The 16,214-nt window shown below is 64.9% G+C and carries 12 protein-coding genes; 8 read left to right on the plus strand and 4 right to left on the minus strand.

What is annotated here, in order from left to right; translation table 11 throughout:
- Window positions 1-9: 9 nt before the first annotated feature.
- A complete protein-coding gene (locus tag ACRCYW_RS17095; RefSeq protein WP_438551223.1) occupies window positions 10-1,167 on the minus strand; it encodes an acyl-CoA dehydrogenase family protein in 1,158 nt (385 codons plus the stop codon).
- A 38-nt stretch (window positions 1,168-1,205) separates the two neighbouring features.
- Window positions 1,206-2,729: a CoA-acylating methylmalonate-semialdehyde dehydrogenase gene (locus tag ACRCYW_RS17100; protein WP_438551224.1), complete on the minus strand. Its 1,524-nt coding sequence runs from the start codon at window positions 2,727-2,729 to the stop codon at window positions 1,206-1,208.
- A 286-nt stretch (window positions 2,730-3,015) separates the two neighbouring features.
- Here ACRCYW_RS17100 and ACRCYW_RS17105 point away from each other — a divergent pair, with 286 nt between their 5' ends.
- The 8 genes from ACRCYW_RS17105 (at window position 3,016) to ACRCYW_RS17140 (ending at window position 14,654) form a co-directional block, all read left to right on the plus strand.
- Complete coding sequence (locus ACRCYW_RS17105) at window positions 3,016-4,164, plus strand: isovaleryl-CoA dehydrogenase (RefSeq protein ID WP_438551225.1); 1,149 nt, start codon at window positions 3,016-3,018, stop codon at window positions 4,162-4,164.
- Complete coding sequence (locus ACRCYW_RS17110) at window positions 4,161-5,768, plus strand: carboxyl transferase domain-containing protein (protein WP_438551226.1); 1,608 nt, start codon at window positions 4,161-4,163, stop codon at window positions 5,766-5,768. The genes ACRCYW_RS17105 and ACRCYW_RS17110 overlap by 4 nt, the downstream gene beginning before the upstream one ends.
- Window positions 5,769-5,778: 10 nt before the next feature.
- Entirely contained in the window at window positions 5,779-6,603 is an 825-nt protein-coding gene (locus ACRCYW_RS17115) for an enoyl-CoA hydratase-related protein (RefSeq protein ID WP_438551227.1), read from the plus strand.
- A 100-nt stretch (window positions 6,604-6,703) separates the two neighbouring features.
- Window positions 6,704-8,680, plus strand: a complete 1,977-nt coding sequence (locus ACRCYW_RS17120; RefSeq protein WP_438551228.1) for an acetyl/propionyl/methylcrotonyl-CoA carboxylase subunit alpha — start codon at window positions 6,704-6,706, stop codon at window positions 8,678-8,680.
- Window positions 8,677-9,669, plus strand: coding sequence for a hydroxymethylglutaryl-CoA lyase (locus tag ACRCYW_RS17125; RefSeq protein WP_438551229.1), 993 nt, complete (start codon window positions 8,677-8,679; stop codon window positions 9,667-9,669). The genes ACRCYW_RS17120 and ACRCYW_RS17125 overlap by 4 nt, the downstream gene beginning before the upstream one ends.
- Window positions 9,659-10,072: a MerR family transcriptional regulator gene (locus ACRCYW_RS17130; RefSeq protein ID WP_438551230.1), complete on the plus strand. Its 414-nt coding sequence runs from the start codon at window positions 9,659-9,661 to the stop codon at window positions 10,070-10,072. Before ACRCYW_RS17125 ends, ACRCYW_RS17130 begins: the two co-directional genes overlap by 11 nt.
- A 263-nt stretch (window positions 10,073-10,335) precedes the next feature.
- Complete coding sequence (locus tag ACRCYW_RS17135; protein ID WP_438551231.1) at window positions 10,336-13,284, plus strand: DUF748 domain-containing protein; 2,949 nt, start codon at window positions 10,336-10,338, stop codon at window positions 13,282-13,284.
- A gap of 773 nt (window positions 13,285-14,057) precedes the next feature.
- A complete protein-coding gene (locus tag ACRCYW_RS17140) occupies window positions 14,058-14,654 on the plus strand; it encodes an acetate uptake transporter (protein WP_438551232.1) in 597 nt (198 codons plus the stop codon).
- Between the two features lie 87 nt (window positions 14,655-14,741).
- On the opposite strand, the gene ACRCYW_RS17145 is transcribed toward ACRCYW_RS17140, so the two are convergent.
- Window positions 14,742-15,557 carry a zinc-dependent peptidase gene (locus tag ACRCYW_RS17145; RefSeq protein WP_438551233.1) on the minus strand — a complete coding sequence of 272 codons (816 nt, stop codon included), beginning with the start codon at window positions 15,555-15,557 and terminating at the stop codon, window positions 14,742-14,744.
- Between the two features lie 18 nt (window positions 15,558-15,575).
- Window positions 15,576-16,013, minus strand: coding sequence for a GNAT family N-acetyltransferase (locus ACRCYW_RS17150; RefSeq protein ID WP_438551234.1), 438 nt, complete (start codon window positions 16,011-16,013; stop codon window positions 15,576-15,578).
- Between the last annotated feature and the right edge of the window lie 201 nt (window positions 16,014-16,214).

The following is a 16,214-nucleotide window of genomic DNA, read 5'->3' on the forward strand; positions in this document are numbered from 1 at the left end:
CTGTGCCCGTCACTCCAGCGTCAGGCCGGGATCGGCCAACAGGCGGCGGGCGATGATGAGTCGCATGACCTCGTTGGTCCCCTCCAGGATGCGATGCACCCGGGTATCGCGAAGGTAGCGCTCCAGCGGGTATTCGCGGATATAACCATAGCCGCCAAAGAGTTGCAGTGCTTCGTCGCACACTCTGTGGCCCACGTCCGTCGCCAGACGCTTGGCCATGGCGCACCAGGCGCTCTTGTCCGGGCTCCCCCTGTCCAGCTTGTCGGCGGCCTGACGCACCAGCAGCCGCGCGGCGGCGAGCTCGGTGGCCATGTCGGCGAGGCGAAACTGCACGCTCTGGAATTCGCCGATGGGGCGGCCGAACTGCTGGCGCTGCTGCACATGGGCCAGGGCATCGTTCAGCGCCTGCTGGGCCGTCCCCACCGAGCAGGTGGCGATGTTGATACGCCCCCCATCCAGGGCCTGCATGGCGAACTTGAAGCCCTCTCCCTCCTCCCCCAGCCGGTAACGGACGGGAATGCGCACCCCGCTGAAGTTCACCTCCCGGGTGGGCTGGCTATTCCAGCCCATCTTCTCCTCCGCCTTGCCATAGCTCACACCTGCCGTGTCGGCGGGCACCATAAAGGCGGATATCCCTTTTGCTCCCTCGCCGCCGGTGCGGGCCATCACCACCAGCACCTGAGTGCTGCCCGCCCCGGAGATGAACACCTTGCTGCCGTCGATGAGGTAATCCCCCCCCTCTCGCTGGGCACGGGTCTTGAGGGCCGCCGCGTCCGAGCCTGCGCCCGGCTCGGTGAGGCAGTAGGAACCCAGCAGCTCGCCGCTGGCGAGCCTCGGCACCCACTCCTCGGCCACCTCCGCCGGCAGCCAGGAGCCCAGCATCCAGCTCACCATGTTGTGGATGGTCAAGTAAGCCGTGGTGGAGGTGCAGCCCATGGCGAGGCGCTCGAAGATGAGGCTGGCATCCAGCCTCGGCAGGGCTAGTCCGCCGTACTGCTCAGGGGTATAGAGGCCACAGAAGCCGAGCGCCGCCGCCTCCTTGATGGTGGCGATGGGGAACTCGTGCTCCCTGTCCCAGCGGGCGGCATGGGGCTTGAGGGCCTCCTCGGCGAAGGCGCTGGCGGCCTCCATGTAGGCCTGTTGATCCTCGGTCAACGTAAAATCCATCTTGTTTGCTTCCTTCTTGTCTTGGCCGTGAATACCGCTTAACGCAGGTGGATGGTCATGTTGGGGCCGCCGGGAATGTCCTCGTCGAACCAGCGCTCGGTCACCGTCTTGGTCTCGGTGTAGAAACGCACCGCCTGCTTGCCGTAGGCGTGCAGATCCCCGTAGAAGGATCCACGCCAGCCGGTGAAGGAGAAGAAGGGCAGCGGCACCGGGATGGGCACGTTGATCCCCACCTGGCCCACCGCCACCTCGTGGCGGAACTTGCGGGCCGCGGCGCCGCAGCCGGTGAAGATGGAGGTGCCGTTGCCATAGGGGTTGTTGTTGATGAGGGTCAGCGCCTCGTCCAGGCTCTCCACCTCGAGGCAGACCAGCACGGGGCCGAAGATCTCTTCTTGATAGATGCGCATCTCGGGGGTCACGCCGCGAAACAGGGTGGGTCCCACCCAGTTGCCCACCGGGTAGCCCGGCACGTCACAGAAACGCCCGTCCAGCAGGCACTCGGCCCCCTCTTTTATGCCCGCTTCGATGAGGCCTTCCACCCTGACTTTCGCCTCCGGGCTGATAAGGGGACCATAGGCGGCCTCCGGATCGTGCCAGATCCCCGGTTTCACCTTGGCGAACTCGGCGGCGAGCGCCGGGATCCACTCCCGCGCGCTCCCGACGAATACCGCCACGCTGATGGCCATGCAGCGCTGGCCGGCGGCGCCCACCCCGGCCCCCACCAGGTTGCCGAGCACCTGGCCCTTGTTGGCATCCGGCATGATCACCATGTGGTTCTTGGCGCCGACGAAGCATTGTGCCCGCTTGAGTTGAGAGGTAGCGGTGCGATAAACATGGGCGCCGACCCTGGCCGAGCCCACGAAGCTCACCGCCTTGACATCGGGATGGTTGAGCAATGCATCCACCTGCTCGGCGCCCCCGTGCACCACGGAGAGGATGCCCTTGGGCGCCCCCGCCTCGGCGAACAGCTCCGCCAGACGCATGGGGGTGAGGGGATCCTGTTCCGAGGGTTTGAGCACGAAGCCGTTGCCGCAGGCCACCGCCAGCGGGAACATCCAGAGCGGGATCATGGCCGGGAAGTTGAACGGGGTGATCCCCACGCACACCCCCAGGGGTTGTACCCAGGAGTGGCCGTCGACCCGGCGCGCCACGTTGCCCATGGTCTCCCCCAGGGTCTGGCTCGTGATGGCGCAGGCCTGCTCCACCACCTCGATGCCGCGCCACACATCCCCCTTGGCATCCGCGAGATTCTTGCCGGTCTCCTGGGCCAGCAGGGCCGCCAGCTCGTCGTGATGTACTTTGAGCAGGTACTGGTAGTTGAACATGACGCGCGCCCGCTCGGAGGCCGGCACCTCCCGCCACAGCAGGTAGGCGTCGTGGGCCGTGCGCACCGCGTGCTCTATCTCGGCCGGGGTGGCCTTGGGTACCCGCGCCAGCAGGCTCTGATCCGCCGGATTGGTGACCTCTACCCACTGCTCGCTGGCGGATGGATAAGCCTCCCCCCCGATATGGAGGGGCAGATCCCCGAACCGGGTTTGCGGGTAACCGCTGTGGTTGGTCATGACGCCCTCCTCCAGTTGACGGCGATCTGGATATGGAGCCCGGTTCCATGGGCGACGTGCTGGGTGCAGTTGTGGATCATCTTCCTCACTCCCTGGATTCGACCGCCTCCCTGGATATCCCCTTGCGGTTGGCGGCCAACGAATTTACCTTAGACTAACAATTCATTTACGTTTACGCTAACGTAAACTTGATTCATTGATGGACTGACCAGTATTTCCCCCTTTTCTGAGCTGAACCCGGGGAGCGACAGTCCGCCCCATCACCCGCTTGATAAGGAGAGCAAGGATGCATGCCCTGATGGATGAGACCCTCCAGGCCCTGACCGAACAGGTCGAGGCCTTCTGCCAGAAAGTGATCGCCCCCCGCGCCGAGGAGATAGACAGGAGCAACGCCTTCCCCCGGGATCTCTGGCCCCAGATGGGTGCGCTGGGCCTGCACGGCATCACGGTGGCGGAGGCCTATGACGGCGTGAGCCTCGGCTACCTCGCCCACGTGCTGGTGATGGAACAGGTGAGCCGCGCCAGCGCCTCGGTCGGCCTCTCCTACGGCGCCCACTCCAACCTCTGCATCAACCAGATCCACCGCCACGGCACCCCTGATCAGAAGGCGCGCTACCTCCCTGATCTCGTCAGCGGCAAACACGTGGGAGCGCTCGCCATGAGCGAGCCGGGAGCCGGCTCCGACGTGGTCGCCATGCGCCTGAGTGCGGAAGATCGGGGCGATCACTTCCTGCTGAGCGGCAACAAGATGTGGATCACCAACGGACCGGACGCGGACACCTTCGTCATCTACGCCAAGACGGATCCCAAGGCGGGCCCCAAGGGCATCTCCGCCTTCATCGTGGAGAAGGGCACACCGGGCTTTAGCACGGCCCAGAAGCTCGACAAGCTCGGCATGCGTGGCTCCAGCACCTGCGAGCTGGTGTTCGAGGATTGCAAGGTGCCCAAAGAGAATCTGCTCGGCCCCCTCCACGGCGGGGTCAAGGTGCTGATGAGCGGGCTAGATTACGAGCGCATCGTGCTGGCGGCCGGGCCCCTCGGCATCATGCAGGCCTGCATGGACGTGGTGCTGCCCTATGTGCGCGAGCGCAAGCAGTTCGGCCAGGCCATCGGTGAATTCCAGCTGGTGCAGGGCAAGCTCGCCGACATGTATACCCGCCTCGCCAGCAGCCGCGCCCTGGTCTATTCGGTGGCCGCGGCCTGCGATTCGGGCCACACCAGCCGCAAGGATTGCGCCGCCGCCATCCTACTGGCCGCCGAGAATGCCACCCAGATGGCGCTGGATGCCATCCAGCTGCTCGGGGGCAACGGCTACATCAACGAATACCCCACGGGTCGCCTGCTGCGGGACGCCAAGCTCTACGAGATCGGGGCCGGCACCTCGGAGATCCGCCGCTGGCTCATCGGCCGCGAGCTGACAGGAGAGCAGGCATGAGCCGAATTTTCTCCCGCCTCGACACGGCCAGCCTGGAATTTGCAGAGAACCGCGCGGCCATGGCGGCCCTGGTTGAGGATCTCCATGCCCGCCTGGACGAGATTGCCCTTGGCGGCGGCGCCACCAATCAGGCCCGCCACCGGGACAGGGGCAAACTGCTGCCCCGCGAACGCATCGATCAGCTGCTCGACCCCGGCTCTCCCTTCCTCGAGCTCTCCGCCCTGGCCGCCTGGCAGGTCTATGACGAGGCCGTGCCCGCCGCCGGCATCATCACCGGGCTAGGTCGCATCTCGGGTCGGCTCTGCCTGCTGGTGGTGAACGATGCCACCGTCAAGGGGGGGACCTATTACCCCCTCACGGTGAAAAAACATCTGAGGGCCCAGGCCATCGCCGAGCGGCTGCGCCTGCCCTGCCTCTATCTGGTGGATTCCGGCGGCGCCTTCCTGCCCATGCAGGACGAGGTGTTCCCGGACCGGGAGCACTTCGGCCGCATCTTCTACAACCAGGCCCGCCTGTCGGCCCAGGGCATCCCCCAGCTCGCCGTGGTGATGGGCCTGTGTACCGCCGGCGGCGCCTACGTGCCCGCCATGGCGGATGAGTCCATCATGGTCAAGAACCAGGCCACCATCTTCCTGGCGGGCCCGCCCCTGGTCAAAGCCGCCACCGGCGAGAGCATCAGCGCCGAGGCCCTGGGCGGCGCCCTGGTGCACTGCGCTCACTCGGGGGTGGCGGATCACCTGGCCGAGGACGATGCTCATGCGCTGGCCATCGCCCGCACCTTGGTCAGCAACTTAGGGGGGAGCAATCAGGAAGCCCAACCCCATCCGACCTTCGAGGAACCCTGCTACCCCATCGAGGATCTCTACGGCCTGGTGGGCACCAATCTCAAGCGCCCCTATGATGCCCGGGAGCTCATCGCCCGCCTGGTGGACGGCTCGGCGTTCGACGAGTTCAAGGCGCTGTTCGGCACCACTCTCGTCACCGGCTTTGCCCGCATCCAGGGCATGCAGGTGGGGATCCTCGCCAACAACGGGGTGCTGCACAGCGACAGCGCCCAGAAGGGGGCTCACTTCATCCAGCTCTGCAACAAGCGCTCCATTCCTTTGTTGTTCCTGCAAAACATCACGGGGTTTATGGTGGGAAGCCAAGCCGAGCGGGAGGGGATCGCCAAGCACGGCGCCAAGCTGGTCACCGCCGTGGCCTGCAGCCGGGTGCCGAAGATCACCCTGATCGTCGGCGGCAGCTTCGGCGCCGGCAACTACGGCATGTGTGGCCGCGCCTATGAGCCCGACTTCCTGTTCAGCTGGCCCAACAGCCGCATCTCCGTGATGGGGGGCGAGCAGGCCGCCGGCGTCCTGGTGCAGGTGCGCCGGGACAAGCTGGCGAGCGAGGGCAACATCTTGAGCGAGCAGGAGGCTGCGGCCATCCGTGCTCCCGTGATAGAACAATATGAGCGGCAGGGACACCCCTACTACGCCAGCGCCCGTCTCTGGGACGACGGCGTCATCGATCCCGCCCAGAGCCGTACCGTGCTGGCCCTAGCCCTGGCCGCCTGTCAGGGCGCCGAGTCCGGGCCGGAGCAATACGGCATCTTCCGGATGTAAGGAGCGCACCATGACAGATCCTCTCTTTAGCGATCCTCCCGCCTGTTACCGGCTGGAGCGTCACGGCCCCCTGGCGGAGCTCATTCTGGCCCGCTCGGCCCGTCACAACGCCTTCGATGCCGAGTTGATGCAGGGGTTGCTCGACAGCCTCCACGAGCTGGTGCATCTCCCGGACCGGCCCCACGTGCTGATCCTGCGGGCCGAGGGCAAGCATTTTTGCGCCGGCGCCGATCTCGACTGGATGCGCAGCCTGGCCCACGCGGATTTCGAGCAGAACCGTGAGGACGCCAGGCTGCTGGCGCGGCTGATGCAGACCCTGGATGAGCTCCCCTTCCCCACCCTGGCCCTGGTGCAGGGGGCGGCCTATGGCGGTGCACTCGGCCTCATCTGCGCCTGTGATATCGTGCTCGCCGCCGACAACGCCCGCTTCTGCCTCTCCGAGGTGAGCCTGGGGCTGGTGCCTGCGGTGATCAGCCCCTATGTGGTGCGTACCCTTGGCATGCGTCAGGCCCGTCGCTATATGCTGAGCGCCGAGCCCTTCGACGCCATCACCGCCTGCCGCCTCAACCTGGTTCATCTGATGACCACCCCGGCCGAACTGCTCAACGAGGGGCGTCGTCAGGCCCTGCGCCTGTGTCGCAACGGCCCTCAGGCGATGAAAGAGACCAAGCGGTTGCTGGCCGAGCTAGACGCGCACGGCGGTCGCCACCATGAAGAACACACGGTCGAGACCATAGCCCGGGTCAGGGTCGGTCTCGAAGCCCAGGAAGGGATGCAGGCCTTCTTCGACAAGCGCCCCCCGAGCTGGCGCCCCCGTTTCAAGGACGAGACATGATCAAACCCATAACGAGCTTATCCATAGCGAGCCTCGACGAGACTCGGCGGAGTGCTGCTCTCCACCTCATCTCCCACCAGAGCGCCGGCGAGGAGCACCCATGACTGCCAGCCCCCCCATCAAGCGCCTGTTGATAGCGAATCGCGGTGAAATTGCGGTGCGGATCATCAAGACGGCCCGCCGCCTCGGCATCCACACCATAGCCCTCTACTCCGATGCCGACGTTGGCGCCATGCACGTGCGCGGTGCCGATGAGGCCTGGCATCTGGGGCCGGCACCCGCGCGGGAGAGCTACCTCGACGGCGCCAAGGTGCTCGCCATCGCCCGTGAGGCCAAAGCCGATGCCATTCACCCGGGCTACGGCTTCCTGGCGGAGAACAGCGACTTTGCCAGCGCCTGCGAGGCAGAGGGCATCCGCTTTATCGGCCCGAGCGGCGCCGCCATCCTCGCCATGGGAGACAAATCCGGCGCCAAGGCGCTGATGCAGGCCGCGGGGGTACCCGTACTGCCCGGCTATCACGGCGCGGATCAGCGCCCCAACTTTTTGCGCGATCAGGCGAGCCTGGTGGGCTTCCCCCTGCTGATCAAGGCTGCCAGCGGCGGCGGCGGCAAGGGGATGCGCCGGGTCGATACCCTGGCCGAGTTCGACTCGGCCCTGGCGGCGGTGAAACGCGAAGCCCTGGCCGCCTTTGGGGACGATCATGTGCTGCTGGAGCGCTATCTGCCCCTCGCCCGCCACGTGGAGGTGCAGGTGTTTGCCGACAGTCTCGGCAACGCCATCTATCTCGGGGACAGAGATTGCTCCTTGCAGCGCCGCCATCAGAAGGTGATTGAGGAAGCCCCGGCCCCCGACATCCCTGCCCCCTTGCGCCGGGCCATGGGGGAGGCCGCCGTGGCCGCCGCCCGCGCCATCGATTATCGGGGCGCCGGCACCATCGAATTCCTGCTGTGCGGGGGGGAGTTCTTCTTCATGGAGATGAACACCCGGCTGCAGGTGGAGCACCCGGTCACCGAGTGCGTCACCGGCCAGGATCTGGTGGCCTGGCAGCTCGCGGTCGCCGAAGGAAAACCCCTACCCCTCAAGCAGGAAGAGGTGGTGCTGCGCGGCCACGCGGTGGAGGCGCGGCTCTACGCCGAGGATGTGGAGGCGGGCTTCCTGCCCGCCAGCGGCCCCATCGACTGGCTGCACTGGCCGGACGGGATCCGCATCGATACCGGCGTCGGCGCCGGTGACGCCGTGAGCCCCTATTACGATCCCATGATTGCCAAGCTCATCGTCCACGGTCAGAGCCGTGCCGAGGCCTTTGCGAGGCTGGCCGAGGCGCTGGCGGCACTCTCCCTCGGCCCCCTGGTGCACAACGGCCCCCTGCTGCTGCGCCTGTGTCAGGAGCCGGATGTGCTCGAGGTGCGCCATCACACCCAGTGGCCCATCCCCACAGCTCCCCTGCCCGTGCCTGAGCTCGCCTGGCCCCTGGCCACTCTCTGGCTCGCCAGTCGGCAGCAGGTGCAGGGAGCCGGTCCCTGGCAGCAGTCTGACGGTTTTCGCCTCGGCGGCCACAGGCACTGGAAGGCGGCGGTGCGAATGGGAGGGGAGAGTCGCAAACTGACGCTCATCGAGACCGCCGGCAGGATCCAGTGGCAGGGCATGCCCCTCGCCTATGAGGCGGGACAGGATCATCTGCGCCTGAAGCAAGGCGACATCTGGCAACGTTACCCAGTCAAGGCTGAGGGACAGCATTTCGTGCTCAGCATCCAGGGACGAAGCCTGCCATTTTGCGAGGATGATCCCCTCCATCAAGCCCGGCCTGATCACGACCATGGGAGCGGCATGGGGGACATCCGCGCCCCCATGCACGGCATCGTCGTGGCCTTGCTGGTGGAGGCGGGTCAGCGGATCAGCAAGGGGCAACCCCTGCTGGTGCTGGAGGCCATGAAGATGGAACACAACCTCAAGGCCGCGCATGACGGGGTGATAGAAACCCTACATTGCCAGCAGGGTGAGCAGGTGAGCCAGGGCAGCGTCCTGGTGCAACTCGTCCCAAACGTGGATCAACAGACGCCGGGGGCTGGATCATGAGCAAGGAACAGGGAAGGCCCGTCGATCGGGTGAGCCTGGTGGAGATGGGGCCGCGGGACGGCCTGCAAAACGAGGCGCGCATACTGCCCCTGGCCCAGCGGCTCGAGTTGATCGCACGGCTCGCCGAGAGCGGTCTGCAGCGCATCGAGGTGGGGGCCTTCGTCTCCCCCAAACGGGTACCCCAGATGGCGGACTCCGCCGCCCTGCTGGACGCCCTGCCCCGCCGCGCCGAGGTGGGGCATCACAGGGTGCGTTACGGCGCCCTGGTGCCGAACCTGCAGGGGTTGCAGGCCGCCATCAGTGCCCGGGTCGATGAGATAGGCCTCTTCACCGCCTGCTCCGACGGCTTCACCCGCGCCAATATCGGCATCGGCGTGGAGGAGTCCCTGGTGCGCTTCGCCCCCCTGGTGGCGGAGGCCCGCAGCCTCGGCATCAAGGTGCGCGGTTATCTCTCCACCGTCATCGCCTGCCCCTATGAAGGCCCCACCCGGCCGAAGCGGGTCGCGGCCCTGGCCGAGCGGCTGCTGGATCTCGGCTGTCACGAAATTTCGCTCGGCGACACCATAGGGGTCGGCACCCCGGGCACAGTCGCACCCATGCTGGACGCCGTGCTGCACGAGGTGCCGGCGGGGCGGCTCGCGGTGCACTTTCACGATACCTATGGCCAGGGGCTGGCCAACCTGCTGCCGGCCCTCGAGCGCGGCATCCGCACCATAGACTGCTCGGTAGCCGGGCTCGGCGGCTGCCCCTATGCCCCCGGCGCCTCCGGCAACGTCGCTTCCGAGGAGGTGGTCTACCTGCTCCACGGCCTCGGCATGAGCACAGGGGTGGACTTGGACAAACTCGCCACCACCGGCCAGTGGGTGAGCGAGCAGCTGGGGCGGGCCAACGGCTCCCGGGTCGGTCAGGCCCTGCACGCCAGGGCACTGGCCCGGCGGGCACAGGCTGCACGGGACGAGATCACACAAGGAGCCTGCCATGGTCCCTAACCGCTTCGCCAGCAAGGAGGTAACCTACAGCATCTCCGAGCTGGCCCAGGAGTTTGACGTCACCCCCCGCACCATCCGCTACTACGAGGACGAGGGGCTGATCACCCCGACCCGGGAGGGGCAGACCCGGATCTACAGCCACAAGGACAAGATCCGCCTCAAGCTCACCTTGAGGGGCAAGCGGCTCGGCTTCAGCCTGGCGGAGATCCGCGAGCTGTTCGATCTCTACGACACCGACAAGACCAGCCGGACCCAGCTGCACTCGATGATCCAGATCATTGAGGCGAGGCGCCACTCCCTGCGCCAGCAGCTCGAAGACATCCAGATGGTGATGGCCGAGCTGGAGGTGGCCGAGCAGCGCTGCATCCATTCCCTCAACGAGTTGAAAGCCGGGGCGGACTGATGGGCGTGGGACAGACACCCTACCTTATCCATCAGGGCTCCTCAGCTGCGCAATCTGCATGGCCTTGGGAGAGAAATAAATGCGCGAGGGGATGGCTTGGGAAAGGAGGATTGCCCATATCTCCCTTCTCGCCGAGCCTGGATTATGGCGGCACCCATGGCAGCCCATTGCACAGATGGCCATCAATGCCGGTCAGAGTCCGGCGCAGCTCAAGGGAGAGATCATGATAGTGCGCTGATTAATTGCTACCATGTGCGCATCAAATGGAGACCGCCATGCCCAAGCCTCTGCCCGCTCGCCTGTTGCGCTATGCCCTCTATCTCTGCGCCATCCTGCTCATCGCCTTCGTCATCCTGCTCTGGCAAGCCCCCGGTCTCACCCAGCGCTATCTTCCCGGCTGGCTGGCCAAGCACTATGGATTGCAGCTCAATCTGGGGGAGATCAGAGTCAGCCTGCAGACCCCCTCCCTCACCCTGGGCCCCACAGAGCTGCTCGACCCACAGCAACAGACCCTGCTGGCCTTCGAGCAGCTCCAGATAGTCCCAAAGATCAAAGAGAGCTGGCAGCAAGGGGGGCTGGTGCTGGCCGAAGCGAGCCTCCGCAAGCCCGTCGCCAACCTGGTGCGCCTCCCCGATGGCAAGGGCCCGGACAAGCAGCCCGAGGCGAGGTTCAACCTGACCGAGGCGCTGGCTCCCCTGCTCGACAGCCTGACGGCGACGGAACCGACCGCCCCGGCGGATCCGGCACAGCCGCTGCCCCTACAGATCGACCAGCTGGCGCTGGAGCAGGGTCAGATCCGTTATCTGGATAGCCGCAAACCCGGAAGCCCGGGCTGGGTCCCGAGCCTCACCCTCGACAAACTCGAGCTGCAACTGCCCAATTTTTCCACCGCCGAGGGGTACCAAAGTCCCTATCGGCTCAGCGCCACCCTCAACCGGAAGAGCCCCCTCAAGGCCGAGGGGGAGCTCGACATCCTGACCGGCAGCGGCAAGGGGAAAATAAACCTCGACAAGCTGGTCCTCGCCCCCTTCGCCCCCCTCTGGACGCCCTATCTCAGGATCGATCTCGCCAAAGGGGATGCCAGCGCCGCGCTGGATTACCGCATGGTGCTGGGCAAACAGGGGCTGGGGTGGCAACTCTCCAAGGGAAAACTGCTCCTGAACAACTGGCAGCTCAAACGCGCCAAGGGGAACGAGTTTGCTCGCTTCAACCAGCTGGCCCTGACCGGGATCAGCGCCGATGGGGCCAAGCAGTCACTCACCATAGGCAGCGCCGCCCTCAAGGCCCCCACCCTCAGCGCCGTGCTCGACGACAAGCAGCAACTGGATCTCGCCGATCTGCTGATCCCCCAGTCCGCCCCCAAGGCCACGAACAAGCCCACCAAGAAGGCCAAGTCGACCCAGACCGCCCAGCCCTGGCGTTGGCAGCTCAAGCAGACCCGCATCAGCGAGGGCGCTCTCAATCTGACCGAATCGAGCAGTGGCAAACCCCTGCAGCGGGAACTGTCGGGGCTCAGCCTCAGCCTGGGCCCCCTCGACAGTGCGGCCGACAAACCCAGCCCCCTGACCCTTAGCGCCACCCTCAACAAGGAGAGTCCCGTCAGTTTCGATGGCAGCCTCACGCCTGCGCCTTTTGCCCTGAACGGCACCATCAAGCAGCAGGCGCTGCCCCTTGGCTTGGCCCAGCCCTATCTGCAGGATCTGCTCAGGATCAAGGTGCAAGATGGCCTGCTCAGCAGCCGTACCAAGCTGATCCTGGCCACCGACGCCAACGGAGCCCTGAGCCAGTTGAAGCTGGAGGGGGGGCTCGATGTCGACAAGCTGTATGTGCTGGATCGGGCCGACAACCAGCGGTTGCTGCAGATCGGCCGCCTCGAGCTGACCGGGCTGCACTACGACGGCATGAGCCAGCAGCTGAAGATCGCCGACATCCTGCTGCGCCAACCTTTCGCCCGCATCGAGATCAGCGAAACGGGGATCACCAACGTGCAACAGCTGCTGCTGCCCCAGCCGGATGACAAGGGCACCGGCAGCGGGCCTGCCCCCCACATCTTCATCGATCAGGTGCGCACCGAGCAGGGCAACCTGCGCTTCGCCGACCGCAGCCTGAGCCCGGAGTTCGTGGTGGACATCGCCTCCCTCGCGGGCCAGAGCCGCCATATCAGCAATGTCCCGGGCCAACGCTCCGAGCTCGCCTTCAACGGCAAGGTGGACAGGTACGCCCCCGTGACCATACGAGGTGGCACCAACCTGCTCATCGAGGATCCCGTGCTCGACGTCGCCGTGGCCTTCAACAACCTGGAGCTCACCACCTTCACCCCCTACTCCAGCACCTATGCGGGCTATGCCATCGACAAGGGTCAGCTCTCCATGAAGCTCAACTACAAGCTGCAGGGCAACCGGCTGGAGGGGGACAACGACATCACCATCAAGAAGTTGCAACTCGGTGAGAAGGTCAAGAGCGAGCAGGCCAGGGATCTGCCCCTCGGTCTCGCCATCGCCCTGCTGAGCGACTCGAGCGGTGTCATCAAGATGAACCTCAAGGTGAAGGGAAACCTAGATCAGCCGAACTTCAGCCTGGGCAACATCTTCTGGGACGTGCTCGGCAACACCCTGACCAAGGCCATCAGCTCCCCCTTCTCCCTGCTGGCCTCCCTCGCCGGCGGCACCCAGGATCTCGACGAGCTGCCCTTCCTGGCGGGGAGCCCGGATCTCAGCCCGAGCCAGCAGACCAAGCTCGGCAAACTGGCCCAGGCCCTCAAGGAGCGACCCAAGCTCAGCATGAACATCCGCGGCAAGGTCAACTTCAACGAGGAGCGCCCCATCCTGCAGCGTCAGAAACTGGAGCGGGTGCTGGCCAAGATCACTGGCTCGCCGGTGGATCTCAACCTGCTGGAGCAAGACCCTGCCCTGCAAGCCGCCCTGGCCGACGCCTATGAGGCCAAGTTCAACGAAGATCTCGGCGATCTGGCCGACAGGCTGAAGCTGGCGGAGCAGAGCCCGGCCCTGCGTGCCCAGGCGGTGATCCTGCTGCGAGACCAGCAACTCATCACCGCCAAGTCCCTGCGCAGTCTGGCCATGCGCCGGGCCCAGAACACCAAGGAGTTTCTGGTGGACAGCCAGGGCATCACGCCGGAGCGTCTGTTCGTGCTGGACAGCCAGGTGAAGGAGACGGACAAGGAAGCCAAGGTGGTCCTGACCCTGGACAATTGACACCGTGGGGCGGCTCAGGCCGCCCCGGTTTTCATGGGCTGGCGCCATCTCGCTACACTTCTGCCGTCTTATGCCCTTATAGGGCTTCTTCTCTACTTCCTTTCTTTCCTCTACTTCACGCTAGCCCCTCTCCTGAGACGCTGCCCTGCCCCTCCCAATCCGTGCACCCGGCCTGAACGTCACACGCTCACTCCCCACGGCGTCTGCTCTTGGACACTTCTTCGCACTCGTACAGCGCCTCTCGTTGGCCAGAGATCTCACCGCCCCCTCGAACCAAACAGTCCCGGCATTCGCCCCGGCGCGGCCAGACACCCGCTGCATCACTATTTTTCACTGCCAGTCTGGAGACCCTTATTGGCATATTCCCCCAAGCCGGACAGGAGCAGAGGGATGTCGATGGGTGGACCTGAAACAGGGATGCGATAACTTAGTCTGATGGCATATGAGGGTGTTTTTTATCCATTAATGTCATTCTGGCCACCAACGCCGCGCCAAGGTCGCTCTTCCGCTTGGGGAGTGATCCAGGGGTCTCTGCTCCGCCCCCTCCCAGGCCGTTATTTATTTTCATCACGCCGTTATTTATACAAAAAAACAACCTTGTTAACTGGAGTCATTTACCAGTTTTCTACCTCGTCGCCACGAATACCGAGCCGGGTAATATTGGGTGTCGTTTTTTTACTATTTATTCTCTCAGCCCCCTTGCCGGAGGGTCGGCACCTGCCTAAAATCGCGCGTCTTTTATCAACCCCCACCTCTATCGTTGGAGAACACACGTGAGCGAAAAATTGGCCAACCCTGCCCCTCTGGGTCTGATGGGTTTCGGTATGACCACCATTCTGCTGAACATCCATAACGCAGGCTTCTTCCCCATCAGCGCCATGATCCTGGCCATGGGCCTGTGCTATGGAGGTCTCGCCCAGATCATCGCCGGCATCATGGAGTACAAGCGTGGCAACACCTTCGGTGTGACCGCCTTCATCTCCTACGGCACCTTCTGGTGGAGCCTGGTGTTCCTGCTGATGATGCCTGGCATGGGCCTGGCCGAAGCCACTCCCCACGCCTACATGGGCTGGTATCTGCTGATGTGGGGCATGTTCACCCTCTTCATGCTGGTGGGCACCGTCAACTTCCCCCGCGTGAAGCAGTTCGTGTTCGCCTCCCTGACCGTGCTGTTCTTCCTGCTGGCCGCCCGTGACTTCACCGGCAGCACCCTGATCGGCACCATCGCCGGTTTCGAAGGCATCATCTGCGGCGCCAGCGCTATCTACCTGGCCATGGCCACCGTGATCAACGAACAGTTCGGCCGCACCGTACTGCCCATCGGTGACCACAAGAAAGCCGCCGCCGTGCAGCTCAAGGCTGCCGCATAATTTGCGGTGAGCAGGCGCAAGCCATGATGAAAAAAGGCACCCCTTGGGGTGCCTTTTTTCTTCTCTGGCGTTTGCCGAAAGGTGTTCTCACACCTGTATATCCCCCTCATCCTCCCCCGCCAGCAAGCGGGTGGCGGGGAAGCGCGCCGCCGGCTGCTGACCATAGAAGTGCTCGAACTGCTCGTAGACGGCGGGATAGACGGCACGCAGGCGCAGGGGATCGGTGAAGAAGCTCTCGCTGCACACCGCGAAGAACTCGGCGGGATGCTCGGCGGCATAGGGATCGATATCGGTCACCTCATGGCGAGCCAGCTGCCCCTGAATGGCATCGAAGGCGCTTTGCAGGGCCCGGGTCCATTGCGGCTGGCTCATGCCTGACGGTAGCGGCGGCGCCCCGTCCGCATTTCCCCCCAGCATGTCGAGCTTGTGGGCCAGCTCGTGGATCACCAGGTTGAAGCCATCCCAGTCCCCGTCCTGTTGCAACTCGCTCCAGGCCAGCACCAGGGGGCCCTGGGGCCAGGACTCGCCAGCGTTCTCCTCCTCCCACTCGCTCACCAGCCCGAATTCGTCTTGCACCTCCTGGCGACGGGTGACGGGCTCGGGGATGATGATCACTTCGTGAAAACCGCGATACCAGTCCATCCCAAGATGCAAGATGGGCAGCGCAGCCTGCAGGGCCAGCACCGCCTGCTGACGTGCCGTCAGCTCGACCCCGATCTGGGTCAGGGTCTTGCGGGCCAGAAACTGCTTTGCCAGGGCGATCAGCCGCTGCTCATCCGCAGGGGAAAAACCCTGCAAGATGGGCACGGCGGCCAGGGCTTGCTGCCACTCCAGGGACCCGGGGCCATTTTCCTCCCACCGGGCAGGGCGACCGAATGCACTTCTCAACCTCGACCAGAACACAGACTCTCCTGTTTCACTTCAAATGACTTTCACGAACCGCTTGGGGCGCTCGAGATAACCCTGCGCCAGATAGAAGCGGTGAGCCCCCTCCCGTTTGAGGCTGCTGGAGAGCTCCAGCTGACTGCAACCCACCGCCCTGGCCCGCTCTTCGGCCACCGCCAGCAGCCGGGCACCGACGCCACTCCCCCTTGCCCCCTCATCGACGACCAGCGCCGAGATGAGGCCCCAGGCCGGTGCAAGGTGCAGCGGCTGCAGACGATGCCACACCAGCACCCCGGCCACGGCTTCCCCGAGGCAGGCCACCAGCACCTCCCGCGCCGGATCGGACTGATCCAGTTCGAGGCTCACCCCAACCTCCTCGGCAGGGTAGCCAAGTTGCACGAACAGGCTCGCCAGCGCCGCACCGTCGAGGGGGCTGGCGAGACGGACGCCGCACGACAACCCATCTACTGTCATTTCTGGCCTCAAATTTGCTCTCCTTGTCTGGGTGTCCTCGGGGGCATAACGGGTGCAGACCCATGGCCGGACGACACGTGAAATTCAGCCCTATGGGCAAGCGCCGGATCTTGTCCAGCCCTGGCTGCCAATTGTTACTGTCAATTCACAAATTAACAGTGCGGCAACATATTTCGCTAGGAAGCGCTGGTACAAATCGAT

The sequence above is a fragment of the Aeromonas sp. genome, assembly GCF_051657805.1.
GTDB lineage: Bacteria > Pseudomonadota > Gammaproteobacteria > Enterobacterales > Aeromonadaceae > Aeromonas.